At 68.9% G+C, this 13,918-nt stretch carries 13 protein-coding genes; 11 read left to right on the top strand and 2 right to left on the bottom strand.

The window, feature by feature from the left end:
• Positions 1-28 precede the first annotated feature (28 nt).
• From ITJ57_RS12450 to dapF, 10 genes are all read left to right on the top strand, one after another.
• Complete coding sequence (locus tag ITJ57_RS12450; RefSeq protein WP_194670450.1) at positions 29-2,920, top strand: DNA translocase FtsK; 2,892 nt, start codon at positions 29-31, stop codon at positions 2,918-2,920.
• 2 nt (positions 2,921-2,922) lie between these two features.
• On the top strand, positions 2,923-3,531 hold the full coding sequence (gene pgsA / locus ITJ57_RS12445; RefSeq protein WP_194670449.1) for a CDP-diacylglycerol--glycerol-3-phosphate 3-phosphatidyltransferase: 609 nt from the start codon (positions 2,923-2,925) through the stop codon (positions 3,529-3,531).
• Complete coding sequence (locus ITJ57_RS12440) at positions 3,528-4,043, top strand: CinA family protein (protein ID WP_194670448.1); 516 nt, start codon at positions 3,528-3,530, stop codon at positions 4,041-4,043. Before pgsA ends, ITJ57_RS12440 begins: the two co-directional genes overlap by 4 nt.
• 219 nt (positions 4,044-4,262) lie before the next feature.
• Positions 4,263-4,571 carry a helix-turn-helix domain-containing protein gene (locus tag ITJ57_RS12435; protein WP_056012120.1) on the top strand — a complete coding sequence of 103 codons (309 nt, stop codon included), beginning with the start codon at positions 4,263-4,265 and terminating at the stop codon, positions 4,569-4,571.
• 86 nt (positions 4,572-4,657) lie between these two features.
• Positions 4,658-4,882, top strand: coding sequence for a DUF3046 domain-containing protein (locus ITJ57_RS12430; protein WP_056781914.1), 225 nt, complete (start codon positions 4,658-4,660; stop codon positions 4,880-4,882).
• A gap of 298 nt (positions 4,883-5,180) precedes the next feature.
• On the top strand, positions 5,181-6,323 hold the full coding sequence (recA, locus tag ITJ57_RS12425; RefSeq protein ID WP_082456166.1) for a recombinase RecA: 1,143 nt from the start codon (positions 5,181-5,183) through the stop codon (positions 6,321-6,323).
• A gap of 24 nt (positions 6,324-6,347) precedes the next feature.
• Positions 6,348-7,220 carry a regulatory protein RecX gene (locus ITJ57_RS12420; RefSeq protein ID WP_194670447.1) on the top strand — a complete coding sequence of 291 codons (873 nt, stop codon included), beginning with the start codon at positions 6,348-6,350 and terminating at the stop codon, positions 7,218-7,220.
• Positions 7,221-7,255: 35 nt separating this feature from the next.
• Positions 7,256-8,857: a tRNA (N6-isopentenyl adenosine(37)-C2)-methylthiotransferase MiaB gene (gene miaB, locus ITJ57_RS12415; RefSeq protein ID WP_194670446.1), complete on the top strand. Its 1,602-nt coding sequence runs from the start codon at positions 7,256-7,258 to the stop codon at positions 8,855-8,857.
• Positions 8,854-9,768 carry a tRNA (adenosine(37)-N6)-dimethylallyltransferase MiaA gene (gene miaA / locus ITJ57_RS12410; RefSeq protein ID WP_194670445.1) on the top strand — a complete coding sequence of 305 codons (915 nt, stop codon included), beginning with the start codon at positions 8,854-8,856 and terminating at the stop codon, positions 9,766-9,768. Before miaB ends, miaA begins: the two co-directional genes overlap by 4 nt.
• Before the next feature lie 9 nt (positions 9,769-9,777).
• Positions 9,778-10,659, top strand: coding sequence for a diaminopimelate epimerase (gene dapF / locus ITJ57_RS12405; RefSeq protein WP_194670444.1), 882 nt, complete (start codon positions 9,778-9,780; stop codon positions 10,657-10,659).
• Positions 10,660-10,668: 9 nt separating this feature from the next.
• On the opposite strand, the gene ITJ57_RS12400 is transcribed toward dapF, so the two are convergent.
• A complete protein-coding gene (locus ITJ57_RS12400) occupies positions 10,669-11,286 on the bottom strand; it encodes a class I SAM-dependent methyltransferase (protein ID WP_194670443.1) in 618 nt (205 codons plus the stop codon).
• A gap of 41 nt (positions 11,287-11,327) precedes the next feature.
• Between ITJ57_RS12400 and hflX the strand changes: the two genes are divergently transcribed.
• A complete protein-coding gene (gene hflX, locus ITJ57_RS12395; protein ID WP_228507231.1) occupies positions 11,328-12,932 on the top strand; it encodes a GTPase HflX in 1,605 nt (534 codons plus the stop codon).
• Positions 12,933-12,963: 31 nt separating this feature from the next.
• On the opposite strand, the gene ITJ57_RS12390 is transcribed toward hflX, so the two are convergent.
• Positions 12,964-13,872, bottom strand: coding sequence for a hypothetical protein (locus tag ITJ57_RS12390; protein ID WP_194670442.1), 909 nt, complete (start codon positions 13,870-13,872; stop codon positions 12,964-12,966).
• Between the last annotated feature and the right edge of the window lie 46 nt (positions 13,873-13,918).

Raw genomic sequence — 13,918 nt, 5'->3', positions numbered from 1 at the left:
CGTCGGTGGCGACGAGTACCGTGAACCCATGGCCGCACGTTCCAACTCGACCAGCCGTTCGCGCAGCGCTTCGCCGCCGAGTGGCGCCTCGTCGCGCACCACCAGCACGAAGTCCGCCACGAAGGCCACGCCGAAGTCGGGCGCGTCGACCACCAAGCAGCAGAAGACCGTCGCCTACCCGGCCGCGGAGGAGCAGCGCAGCATCGTCACCACGGTGTGGCTCGGCCTCGCGCACGGCGTGGGCGGTGCCGTCAGGGCGCTCGGCCCCGAGCGCATCGCCAAGGAGGACCGCCGCGACGGCTTCCCCTTCCTGCTCTTCCTGCTGGCGGTCACCGGTGCCGTGGTCGAATGGTTCGGCGCGGCCGATCCGATCGCGCAGACCTTCGACGCGTGGTCCTTCGGCGGGCTGTTCGGCCGACTCGCCTTCGTGCTCCCGGTGATCATGATCGTGTTCGCCGTCTGGCTGTTCCGACACCCTGCCTCGGTCGACGACAACGGGCGCATCAGCATCGGACTCGGGCTCCTGCTCATCAGCATCTCGGCGCTGTGCCACATCCACGGCGGTCAACCGAACCCCAGCCAGGGCCTCCCGGCCCTCGCACAGGCCGGTGGCCTCCTCGGCTGGATCCTCGGTGCGCCGCTCGCCGCCGTCATCACGCCCATCGGTGCGACGGTCCTGATCTCCCTCCTCATCCTCCTCAGCCTGTTCATCGTCACGAAGACGCCTCCGAACCGCGTCGGTGCGCGCTTCCGGCAGTTCTCCGCGTGGATGTTCGGTGAGCAGCCGGAGGCCGAGCAGGAGGAGGCTTCGGCCGAGACGAAGCGCTCCCGGACAAAGCGACTGGACGACCTCGACGAAGAGCCGGACGAGCCGGCGGCCCTGCCCTGGTGGCGCCGGAACACGAGCCGTCGCGAAGACGATCCGTCGTTCGAGGATCCGCTCATGGGCGACAACATGACCGACCTCCTCGGCCTCGACAAGCCGAGTGGCGGCTTCGACTCGCCGATCGAACCGGTCGCCACGCCTGCGCCGTCTCCGAAGGCCGCGCCGGTCCACGACGCCTTCGGCTCGGAACTCCTCGGCGACCTCGAAGCCGCGGAGAGCGCAGTCAAACGGTTCAACACGGGTGAGATCAAGCCGCAGACCGGCCTGCACGACGACAGCATCCCCGGTGCGACGGAGGTCATCGAAGACCTCGACCCGGCCCTGCTCGGTGCGCCCGACCAGATCGACTTCTCGGCACGTCCGCTCGCGCAGAGCCACGACGAGACCCCGTACCGCCTGCCGTCCGCCGGAACGCTCGCGGCGGGCGAGCCCGCCAAGACGCACAGCGCTGCGAACGACGAAGCGGTCGCAGCGATCACCAGTGTCCTCGACCAGTTCGGCGTCGACGCCAAGGTCACCGGCTTCTCCCGCGGCCCGACCGTCACGCAGTACGAGATCGAGCTCGGCCCGGGCGTGAAGGTCGAACGCGTGACGGCGCTCAGTAAGAACCTCTCCTACGCCGTCGCCTCGAACGAGGTGCGCATCCTCTCTCCGATCCCCGGTAAGAGCGCCATCGGCATCGAGATCCCGAACACCGACCGCGAGATCGTCACCCTCGGCGACATCCTCCGCTCGACGGCCGCGACGAACAGCAACCACCCCATGACCATCGGCGTCGGCAAGGACGTCGGCGGCGGCTACGTGGTCGCGAACCTCGCGAAGATGCCCCACCTCCTGGTGGCCGGGTCGACCGGTTCCGGGAAGTCCGTGTTCGTGAACTCCATGATCACCTCCCTGCTCATGCGCGCGAAGCCGAGCGAGGTCCGGATGGTCCTCATCGACCCGAAGCGTGTCGAGCTCGCCCCGTACGCAGGTGTCCCGCACCTCATCACGCCCATCATCACGAACCCCAAGAAGGCGGCGGAAGCGCTGCAGTGGGTCGTGAAGGAGATGGACATGCGCTACGACGACCTGGCGAGCTTCGGGTACCGGCACATCGACGACTTCAACAAGGCGGTCGTCGCCAACGAGATCGTGCTGCCCGCGGGGAGCGAGCGCGTGCTCAAGCCGTACCCGTACCTGCTGGTCGTCGTCGACGAGCTCGCCGACCTCATGATGGTCGCCCCGCGCGACGTCGAGGACTCCATCGTCCGCATCACCCAGCTGGCCCGGGCGTCCGGCATCCACCTCGTCCTCGCGACGCAGCGACCGTCGGTCGACGTCGTCACCGGGCTCATCAAGGCGAACGTCCCCTCGCGGCTCGCGTTCGCCGTCACGAGCGTCACGGACTCCCGGGTCATCCTCGACCAGCCGGGTGCCGACAAACTGATCGGTCAGGGCGACGCCCTGTTCCTCCCGATGGGCGCGAACAAGTCGATCCGTGTGCAGGGCGCGTGGGTGGGCGAGAACGAGATCCAGCGGGTCGTCGAGCACGTCACCAATCAGGCACGACCCGAGTACCGCAAGGACGTCCAGGCCGTCGCCGAGCGCAAGGAGATCGACGCGGACATCGGCGACGATCTGGAGCTGCTGCTCGCGGCCGCTGAGCTCGTGGTCTCGACCCAGTTCGGTTCGACGTCGATGCTGCAGCGGAAGCTGCGGGTCGGCTTCGCGAAGGCCGGCCGCTTGATGGACCTCATGGAGTCGCGGGAGATCGTCGGCCCCTCGGAGGGCTCGAAGGCTCGCGACGTCCTCGTGACCGCAGAGCAGCTGCCCGGTGTCCTCGCACGCCTGCGTGGCGAAGACGACGGTTCCGCGGCGGCCCCCGTGGCCGCCCCTGCGGCGGCTGCGGCGGCACCCGTCACAGCAGCGATGGCTCCGGCCATGGCGGCCGACCCCTATGGGCCGGACGCCGTGGAGGCGCAGTTCCAGGACTATCCTGAGGTCGAGGGCGGTTCTGACGACGACGCCTGGAGTCTCACCGGTCGGGAGTAGACATGACGGCATCGGACGCGGCGGCTGCTGAGCCCCGCATCTCGAACTGGAACCTTCCGAACGGCATCACCGTCGCGCGGATCGTGCTCGCTCCGGTGTTCATGTGGATGCTCCTCGCCGACGACGGCACGGACGGCGCCCTCCGGTGGTGGGCGGCTCTGCTCTTCGTCGTCGCGATCGCGAGCGACGGGATCGACGGACACATCGCGCGCAGCCGCAACCTCGTCACCGACCTCGGCAAGATCCTCGATCCGATCGCCGACAAGGTCCTGACGGGCGGCGCGCTGGTCGCGCTCTCGATCCTCGGCGAGCTGCCCTGGTGGGTCACGATCGTCGTGCTCGTCCGTGAGGTCGGCATCACCGTCCACCGGTTCATGGTCATCTCCGACCACGTCGTCGCCGCGGCGTGGATGGGCAAGCTCAAGACGGTGGCGCAGGCCGTCGCCATCTCGCTCGCCCTCGCTCCGTTCTGGGTCCTCCTCGGCGACTGGGTCCTCTGGGTGAACGCTGTGTTCATGGCCATCGCCGTCCTCCTCACCATCGCGAGCGGCATCGACTACGTGATCACCGCCGCCCGTGGTGCGCGGCTCGATCGTCGGGTGAAGCGATGACCACCGCCTCGGGTGACGAACCGGCTCCTCGAGCGGTCGAGGCCATCGCATCGCTCATCGAATCGCGCCTGACCATCGCGGTCGCCGAGTCGCTCACAGGTGGCCTGCTCGCGGCCGAACTCATCGGTGTCCCCGGAGCGTCTGCGGCGGTGCGCGGTGCGGTCGTTGCCTACGACACCCGTCTCAAGCACTCGGTGCTGGGCGTCGATGCGGGGCTCCTCGCGCTCCACGGTGCGGTGCATCCGGAGGTCGCCCTGCAGATGGCGGACGGCGTCCGTCGTGCGTTGGCGGTCGACGGGATGCCGGCCGACGTCGGGATCGCGACGACCGGGGTGGCCGGCCCGGATCCTCAGGACGGTCAGCCGGTCGGGACGGTCTTCGTCGGGATCGTCACCAGGGCGGGCGGCCGAGTGGTCCCACTCGCGCTCGACGGCGGACGACAGGAGATCCGGCAGCAGACGGTGGCCGCGGCCCTCGAGGCCCTCGTCCGCGAACTCGATCGCCTGGCGTGAAACCCGGCATCGATCCCTGGAATAGCTACCGTTTCCATCGCGTTACAGATCAGTGATTCACAAGTAAAGCCCAGTGATTCTGGTTAGTGTTCGGCACACGGTGGTTGTAATGTTGGCCATCCACGAACGAGACGGCGATCAGCTGGGACGACGTGAATCCGCGTTGCAGAAGCAGAGCGCTGTACGACATGGAGTCGTAGAGCACAGAGGGAGGGTCACGTGGTTCTAGTCCGTCAAGAGATCGGCGACGTGCTGAGGGACTTCCGGTTGCAGAAGGGTCGCACGCTGCGCCAGGTGGCCAGCAAGGCGAGCGTCGCACTCGGATACCTGAGCGAGGTCGAGCGGGGTCAGAAGGAAGCGTCGAGCGAGATCCTCGCTTCGGTCGCAGACGCCCTCGACACCCCGATCTCCGTCATCATGCGAGAGGTCGGAGATCGCCTCGCGGTCATCGAAGGTCTCTCCCCGAACATCCCGGACACCGTTCCGGACGAACTGGTCAACGAGCTGGACGAGCTCGTCTCCCGCTGAGCGGGTCGAGTACCTCGTCGAGACGCCCCGGGATCCCTCTCCCGGGGCGTTTCCGTGTCCCCGAGGGTGAACAAGGAGGCGTAGGGATGAAGCTGAGTCAGTTCAGGACGGCTGTCGCCGACGAGTTCGGTGCGGCCTACGGGGCGGTGCTCACGGGCGACCTCGGTCTGACGGAGTTCGGGTCGAAGACGGCGGAGGAGGCCCTTCGCGCCGGTGTCCCGCCGCGCGACGTGTGGATCGCGCTCTGCGCGGCGACCGACGTGCCCGACGACCGACGGCACGGTGTCGGCAGGCTGCAGCCGGGGTCCTAGTCGCGACGGGTGCCGGCCGGATCTCGTCCGCGTGATGGAGCGATGTTCGACACGCCGCCCGAGCGGTCTCGAACATCCGTTCTAGTGCTGCTAGTGTCCTCCACAGGATCATTCGTGAGTGCGTTCTGCACGGATCGAGTCGTCCACCGGCCGATGTCGGTGGTGGCGCGTACCGTCGAAGACACCACGAACGATCGACGCCTTGTCGCCTTCGGGCCCCGACCTTCAGGAGAAGCGGGTCCCGGAACACGCGGCGACAGCCTATAGGCACCCGACACCGAGCAGAGAGAAGCACACCATGCCAAGTCCAGCCGAACGCGAGAAGTCCCTCGAAACCGCACTCGCCCAGATCGACCGTCAGTTCGGCAAGGGCTCGGTGATGCGTCTCGGCAGCGACGAGCGCGCGCCGGTCGAAGTGGTCTCCACCGGGTCGATCGCCCTCGACGTCGCGCTCGGTATCGGAGGGCTCCCTCGTGGCCGCATCGTCGAGATCTACGGTCCGGAGTCCTCGGGTAAGACGACCCTCACGTTGCACGCCATCGCGAACGCCCAGCGCGCCGGGGGCATCGCGGCCTTCATCGATGCCGAGCACGCGCTCGACCCCGAGTACGCGAAGAAGCTCGGAGTCGACATCGATTCCCTGCTCGTCTCCCAGCCCGACACGGGTGAGCAGGCGCTCGAGATCGCCGACATGCTCGTGCGCTCCGGTTCCATCGACCTCATCGTGATCGACTCCGTCGCAGCGCTCGTGCCCCGCGCCGAGATCGAGGGCGACATGGGCGACTCGCACGTCGGTCTCCAGGCCCGCCTCATGTCGCAGGCGCTCCGCAAGCTGACCGGTGGACTGAACCAGACGAACACGACGATGATCTTCATCAACCAGCTGCGCGAGAAGATCGGCGTGATGTTCGGTAGCCCCGAGACGACCGCCGGCGGTAAGGCGCTCAAGTTCTACGCCTCCGTACGCCTCGACATCCGTCGGATCGAGACGCTGAAGGACGGCACCGAGGCTGTCGGGAACCGGACCCGCGTCAAGGTCGTCAAGAACAAGATGGCCCCGCCGTTCCGTCAGGCGGAGTTCGACATCCTGTACGGCGTCGGCATCTCCCGTGAGGGTTCGCTGATCGACTTCGGAGTCGAGCACGCCATCGTGAAGAAGGCGGGAGCCTGGTACACCTACGAGGGCGACCAGCTGGGGCAGGGCAAGGAGAACGCCCGGAACTTCCTGCTGAAGAACCCCGACATCGCCGCTGAGATCGAGCGCCGCATCCTCGGCAAGCTCGGTGTGGGCGCCGAGGGTGCCGCCACGAAGAAGGCGGCCGACGCCGCCGCCGCCGAGGTGGCTGCCGCTGAGGCCGCCGCGCTCGAAGCGGCGACGGGCGGGGCACCGCAGCTCGCATCGGCCGGCGCGTCGAAGTCCGCTGCGAAGCGCAGCGCCTAACCCCACCCGAACAGCGAGGTCATCATGGTCGTCTCCTTCCCTCCCGCCGGTCCGGCCGACGAGCCGTCGGAGACCCTGGCACCCGTGACCTCGCTGTTCGGCCGACGGCCGGCCGCCGAAGCGACTCCTGAGCCCGACGGCTGGTTCGTCGGCCAGACCGAGGATCCCTCGGCACCCGAGGGCGAGGGATCCTCGCCCGGTCGCCCGGTCGCCCCACTCCGCCGCCGGCCCACCGAGCACACGGTCGAACAGAGCACGGCTCAGGGCCGGCCGCAGGCCGCGTCATCCCCAGCCGACCGGACACCACCCGCGCCCGCCACCCGGAGTGTCTCCTGGGCTTCCGACACGGATGCTGGGGCGACCGACGACGACGAGCTGGTCGCGGAGCCGGAGGTTCCGATCGACCCCGAGGTGCGGTTGGCCGAGCTCGACCTGCTGGCCGTGCGGCGGCTCGCCCGCCGTGGTTCCTCGGAGTGGGAGATCGCGGAACTCCTCCGGGGCCACGAGGCGGAGCCGGACGAGGTCGAGCATGTCCTGGGCGAGCTCCGTCGCCGTGGCTACCTCGACGACGCGGAGCTCGCGAGTCAGCTCGTCGAGAGTCTCCACACCCGCAAGGGGCAGTCCCGAGCGGTGATCGGGCGCGAGCTCTCCGCACGACGGATCGACCCGTCGATCGCGGCGGAGGCCCTCGAGGCGATCGACGACGACGACGAGCTCCGGCGCGCATTGGTCGTCGCGGAGAAGCGTGCCGGCCAGCTCCGGTCGTTCGACCAGGCGACCGCCGAACGGCGGCTGTCGGCCTACCTGGCACGACGCGGCTACAGCTCGGCGATCATCCGTGAGGCTTGCTCCCGTGCACTCTCCGGTTCGAAGCGTTCGGGCGTGAGTTTCCGCTGACCGGTCGCGCTGCAGCCCACGCGTAGACTCCTGGTATGAGCAGTATGGTCGAGACCCCGACGGTCATCAGCGCCTCTCCCGCAGCGATCGACGAAGCCGGTCGACAGCGGAGCTACGAGGTGCGCACGTACGGCTGCCAGATGAACGTGCACGACTCCGAACGGCTGAGCGGCTCGCTCGAGGCGGCCGGATACGTCAAGGCCGACGGCGAGCAGGCCGACATCGTGGTCATCAACACCTGTGCCGTCCGCGAGAACGCCGACAACAAGTTGTACGGCAACCTCGGGCACCTGGCGTCGATCAAGAAGCAGCGGAACGGCATGCAGATCGCCGTGGGGGGCTGTCTCGCGCAGAAGGACAAAGAGGTCATCCTCAAGAAGGCGCCGTGGGTGGACGTCGTCTTCGGGACCCACAACATGGGGTCGCTCCCGAGCCTGCTCGAACGGGCTCGGCACAACGACGAAGCCCAGCTGGAGATCCTCGAGTCCCTCGACACCTTCCCCTCCACGCTCCCCACGAAGCGGGACTCCAGTTACAGCGGCTGGGTGTCGATCTCCGTCGGCTGCAACAACACCTGCACCTTCTGCATCGTGCCCTCCCTCCGGGGTAAGGAGAAGGACCGACGTCCCGGTGAGATACTCGGTGAGCTGCGCGCGCTCGTCGACGACGGCGCGATCGAAGTCACCCTCCTCGGCCAGAACGTGAACTCCTACGGGGTCGAGTTCGGTGATCGACAGGCGTTCGGGAAGCTGCTTCGCGCGGCGGGGACGATCGAGGGACTCGAGCGTGTCCGGTTCACCAGCCCGCACCCCGCCGCCTTCACCGACGACGTCATCGACGCCATGGCGGAGACGGCCAACGTCATGCCGCAGCTGCACATGCCCCTGCAGTCGGGATCCGACCGCATCCTCAAAGCCATGCGACGTTCGTATCGGTCGGAGCGGTTCCTCGGCATCCTCGACCGGGTGCGCGCACGGATTCCGCACGCAGCGATCTCCACCGACATCATCGTCGGGTTCCCCGGTGAGACGGAAGCGGACTTCCAGGAGACGCTCCGGGTGGTGGAGGCCGCGCGGTTCGCGAGCGCGTTCACCTTCCAGTACTCCATCCGGGCGGGGACACCCGCGGCGACCATGCCCGACCAGGTGCCGAAGGCGGTCGTGCAGGAGCGCTACGAACGACTCGTCGCGCTGCAGGACCGGATCAGTCTCGAAGAGAACCAGCGGCAGGTGGGTCGAACGGTCGAACTCCTCGTCGCCGTGGGTGAGGGCCGCAAGAACGACACGACGCATCGCCTGAGCGGTCGGGCCGAGGATTCACGGCTCGTCCACTTCGACGTGCCCGAAGGATCCGAGGTCCCGCGACCGGGCGACGTCGTGACGGTCACCATCACTGAAGCCGCGTCCTTCCACCTTCTCGCCGACGCGCCGGCCGGTGCACCGCTGCGGGTGCGCCGCACGCGGGCAGGAGATGCCTGGGATCGGGCCCAGGCCGACTCCTGCGGCGTCCCCGCCATCCCCGGGGCGAGCGAACCCGGGCGAGTGTCGCTCGGACTTCCCGGACTCCGGATCGGGGCGCCCGTCGCCGGCGTGACAACCGCGCCCATCTACGACCCGAGTGACGGCGAACGTCGGTGACCGGTTTCCTCGCGGTCGTCGGAGCGACCGGGACGGGGAAGACCGCGTTGTCGCTCGACCTGGCGACCGCTCTCCGGGACGCCGGTCGACCCGCTGAGATCGTGAACGCCGACGCCATGCAGTTCTACCGCGGCATGGACATCGGTACGGCGAAGCTGCCGGTCGCGGAGCGGCGGGGGATCCCGCATCACCTGTTCGACGTGCTCGACGTCACCGAAGAGGCGTCCGTCGCCTGGTATCAGCCGACGGCTCGCGCGGTGATCGACGGACTCCTGGCCCGTAGGGTCACGCCGATCCTCGTGGGCGGCTCGGGGCTGTACGTGTCCAGCGTCATCCACGACTTCCGGTTCCCCCCTCGTGATCGGCTCGTCAGGGAGCGGTTGGAGCACGACCTCGAACGGGACGGGATCGTCGCGCTCGTCGAGCGGCTGCGTCAGGCGGACCCCGCGACGGCGGAGCGGGTCGACGTGGCGAACGCCCGGCGGGTCATCCGGGCGCTCGAAGTGCATGAGCTCGCCGAGCGAGGGCACGGCGCTGCGCTGCCCGAACGCCCGACGCCCTGGCGACCGGTCGAGGTCGTCGGCGTCTCCACGCCGCGAGAGGAACTGGTCTCCAGGCTCGACCGGCGCGTCGAGGCGATGTGGGCGTCGGGCCTCGTCGACGAGACCGCTGCGCTGCTCGAGCAGGGGCTGGAGCGCGGTGTCACCGCCGCGCGGGCCATCGGGTACGCGCAGGCGGCGGCGCAGCTCCGGTCGGAACTCACCGAGCCGGAGGCGATCGCCGAGACCCAGCGACTCACGAGACGCTATGCCAGGCGGCAGGTCAGCTGGTTCAAGCGGTACCCCGACATCACGTGGGTGCAGGGCGGGAGCGCCGAAGCGGACGAGTTCGTCGGCCGGACTCGCCCGTAGACTGGGCGGATGGCGTCGACACTCTCCTTCACGAAGGGCCACGGTACGGGCAACGACTTCGTGCTGTATTCCGATCCCGACGGCCGAGAGCCCCTCGACCCGCAACAGATCGCGGCGCTCTGCGACCGACACTTCGGGATCGGCGCCGACGGCGTGATCCGAGCCGTGCGGTCGGAGCACCTCGACGTCGGTGCAGCAGCGCTGGCAGCCGATCCCGCAGCGGAGTGGTTCATGGACTACCACAATGCAGACGGCTCCGTCGCCGAGATGTGCGGCAACGGGATCCGGGTGTTCCTGCACTACCTGCTCGAACGAGGTCTCGTGACCCTGGCCCGCGGTGAGCAACTCGCCATCGGCACCCGCGCGGGTGTCCGGACGATCGGGTACGACCCGCTCGGGTACGCCGTCGACCTCGGCCGTTGGTCGCTCGACGAACGGGAGACGCTCGTCCGGGTGAAGGGGCTCCCCGTCGCCCGACCCGGCATCGGGATCGACGTCGGCAACCCGCACATCGTCGTCGCGGTGGCGGACGCCGCGGAACTCGATGGGGCGGAGCTCGAGTACGTCCCCCAGCTCGAGCCCACGCCGCCGCACGGTGCGAACGTCGAGCTGGTGGTCCCCGGTGAGCCGCTCATCGCCGACGGCGTGGCACGGATCCGGATGCGCGTGCACGAGCGGGGCAGCGGCGAGACGCTGAGCTGTGGCACCGGGACGGCCGCCGCGGCACTCGCCTTCCGGCACTGGGCCGGAACGGCTGCGCCCGACGACTGGCGGGTGGAGGTCCCGGGCGGTGTGCTCGGGGTCCGCATGGTGCAGCAGGAGGACGGCGAGCACGTCGTGCTGGCCGGCCCCGCGACGCTCGTCTACTCCGGGACGATCACGCTGGCCTGAACCCGCTGCTCAGCGGTGTTCGCGACGCCTGGCGTGCAGGACCCGGAAGCCCTTGGCGATGGCTGCCCGGCCGACGTGGAACGATGCGGGCAACGCCTCCTGGAGCCACTTCTGCAGGGAGTCCGAGCCGAGGTTCTTCTGCACGACGAGCCACGCGTCGCCGTCGTCCTCCAGTCGCGGGAGCCAGTGCATGAGCAGGCGGTGCAGTTCGTCCTTGCCCACGCGGATCGGTGGGTTGGACCAGATGGTGGCGAACCGGACCTCGTCCGGCACGTCTTCCGGCAGGACGGCGCGGATGTTGTCGAGCCCGAGTCGCTCCGCGTTGATGCGGGTGAGCTGGAGCGCCCGCTGGTTCACGTCGACCGCCCAGACGGTCGCCTCCGGTGAGGCCAGAGCGAGCGACAGGGCGATCGGGCCCCATCCGCATCCGATGTCGAGGAGGTCGCCGGTCGCCGGGGCCGGTGGCGTGTTCGCGAGGAGTACGAGCGTGCCCTGGTCGAGGTGGCCGGGGCTGAAGATGCCGCTCGCCGAGACGAGGGATCGGTCCACGCCGCCGAGCTTCGCGGTGATCGGTCTGAGCTGCAACTCGCTCGCGGGTTCGGCGGTGAAGTAGTGCTCATTCGACATACAGGAACGGTACCGGACCAGGAGGACGTAGAGTTAACGCGATGAGTAGACCACCGATGGATGCAGCCCACGACCCCGCAGACGACGCCGACGTCGACCCAGGAGCCGGATTGGATGACGTCTCGGTGACCGATCCCGACGACGTGGTGGCGCGCGTGCTCACGAGTGCCGCGTCCCGCTCGAGCGGGTACACGCTGTTCGGCAGTGGTGCCACCGCCCTGCAGACGTCGGACACCACGGGTGGCTCGTCCGACGACGGTGAGCAGTACGACCGCGAGGACCGCCAGGCGCTCCGACGCGTCGCCGGCCTGTCGACGGAGCTCGAGGACGTCACGGAGGTCGAGTACCGACAGCTCCGTCTCGAGAACGTCGTGATCATCGGTGTCTATCCGCAGGGTGCTTTGCACGACGCGGAGAACTCCTTGCGCGAACTCGCCGCGCTCGCCGAGACCGCCGGGGCCGTGGTCCTCGACGGCTTGCTCCAGCGCAAGCCGCATCCCGACCCGAGCACCTATCTCGGTCGTGGCAAGGCGCAGGAGCTCAAGGCCATCGTGCAGGCGCTCGGCGCCGACACGGTCATCGCCGACACCGAGCTCGCACCCAGCCAGCGTCGAGCCCTCGAGGACGCGGTGGGCGTCAAGGTGATCGACCGCACCGCCGTCATCCTCGACATCTTCAGCCAGCATGCGAAGAGCCGCGAGGGCAAGGCGCAGGTCGAACTCGCGCAACTCGAGTACCTCCTCCCGCGCTTGCGCGGTTGGGGTGAGTCCATGAGCCGTCAGGCCGGTGGGCAGGTCGGAGGCGCCGGGGCCGGCATGGGCTCGAGAGGGCCCGGTGAGACGAAGATCGAGCTCGACCGCCGACGCATCCACACCCGGATGGCGAAGTTGCGCAAGTCGATCACCGCGATGAAGCCGGCGCGCGAGGCGAAGCGGGCGAACCGTCGACGCAACACCGTCCCGTCGGTCGCGATCGCCGGGTACACGAACGCCGGGAAGTCGAGTCTGCTCAACCGCATCACGAAGGCCGGCGTCCTCGTGGAGAACTCCCTGTTCGCGACGCTCGACGCCACGGTCCGACGCAACGAGACGTCAGACGGTCGCGAGTACACGCTCGCCGACACCGTGGGCTTCGTCCGTAACCTCCCGCACCAGCTCGTCGAGGCCTTCCGGTCGACGCTGGAGGAGGTCGCCGACAGCGACGTCATCGTGCACGTCGTGGACGCCGCGCATCCCGACCCCGCGGGTCAGATCGCCACGGTCCGCGATGTGATCGGCGAGGTCGGGGCGCGCCACATCCCGGAACTGGTCGTCTTCAACAAGGCCGACCTCGTCGACGACGGACAGCTGCTCGTCCTCCGCGGTCTGGTCCCGGACGCCGTGTTCGTCTCCGCCAGGACGGGAGTCGGGATCGATGAGCTGATGAAGCGCATCGAGGCGCTCATCCCGGCGCCGAGCAACGAGGTCAACGTGCTCGTCCCCTTCGACCGCGGCGACCTGGTCACCCTGCTGCACGAACGTGGCAAGGTGCTGTCGACGGACTACGACGAGCGCGGGACCATCGTGCACGCGCTGGTCGGCGCAGAATTGGCGGCAGCGCTCGAGCCGTTCGCAGAGATCTTCCCGGCACCGCCGGCCACGTCCTGAGCTTCCGGGCCATCGCCGCGTCGGTTGCGCGTCAACCGCAGCGGATCCGGACGGCGTCCTTCAGCGCGGTCGCGGTGGCTGGAGGCAACGGCAGCGTCATGACCGAGACCGGTCCACCGTCGATGCGCACCACGAGCGGGAAGAGCGTCCCCACTTTGTCCTCCGCCAGCGCATGCGGGTCGCACCGCGTCGGGACGATGCGGACGTCGATCGACTGAGGACCGCTGGTCGCGTCGACGGTGCGGTCGAGCGGCCACGCCGAGGCGTCGGTCGGCATCGATGCGTCGGGCGCCGGTTTGAGGAGCACCGTGGACCGCAGCTCGACGAGGTCGAGGCGGCCGGGCCGGCCGGTCGGCGTGGCGGTGATCGTCAGGACCGCGACCGTCGACGGGCCGGAGCCCTCGAGTCGGACGGAGGACTCGCCGGTGATGCTCGCGATGCGTTCGACGCCCACGACGGTGCACTCGGCTCCGTGTAGACGGGGGAGGACCTCGGTGGGGTCCTCCACTGCCTCGATCGTGACCACGGCACCGTCCTGGAGGTGCAGGACGATGTCCGCCTGGAGGTCCGAGGTCGCCGTGTCGCAATCCGGCGGGGGAAGCTCCACGGCTAGATCCTTCGTCTGCCCCGCGGGTACGGCCGAGGTCCGGTCGCGGTCGGTGGTTCCGTCGAAGGCGGACCCGGACAGCTCGAGGCCGACGATGACGAGGTCGTCGTCGCTCCCGTTCTCGACGCGGATGATCGCGGAACGGCCGGCGTACTGATCGCGGTTCTGACGCAGTCCCACGGTGGCGTCGGTCGGAACGGCCGTGGTCGTCGAGCCACCGTCGGGCGCGGGGGCACAGCCGACCAGGATCGCGATGCACAGGAGTGAGGACGCGCTCAGGAGGCCTGCACGGCGGGACGGCCGACTCCTACGAGCGTTCCGGCCGGCGTCCATGCGTTCAGCGTAGGACCAGGGTGTCGGATTGGGAACATCTCGCTGC

The organism is Plantibacter sp. VKM Ac-2880 (assembly GCF_015351235.1).
Classification (GTDB): Bacteria; Actinomycetota; Actinomycetes; order Actinomycetales; family Microbacteriaceae; genus Plantibacter.
Note: the sequence above shows the minus strand (reverse complement) of the source record. Positions and strands in the feature narration are given on the sequence as shown.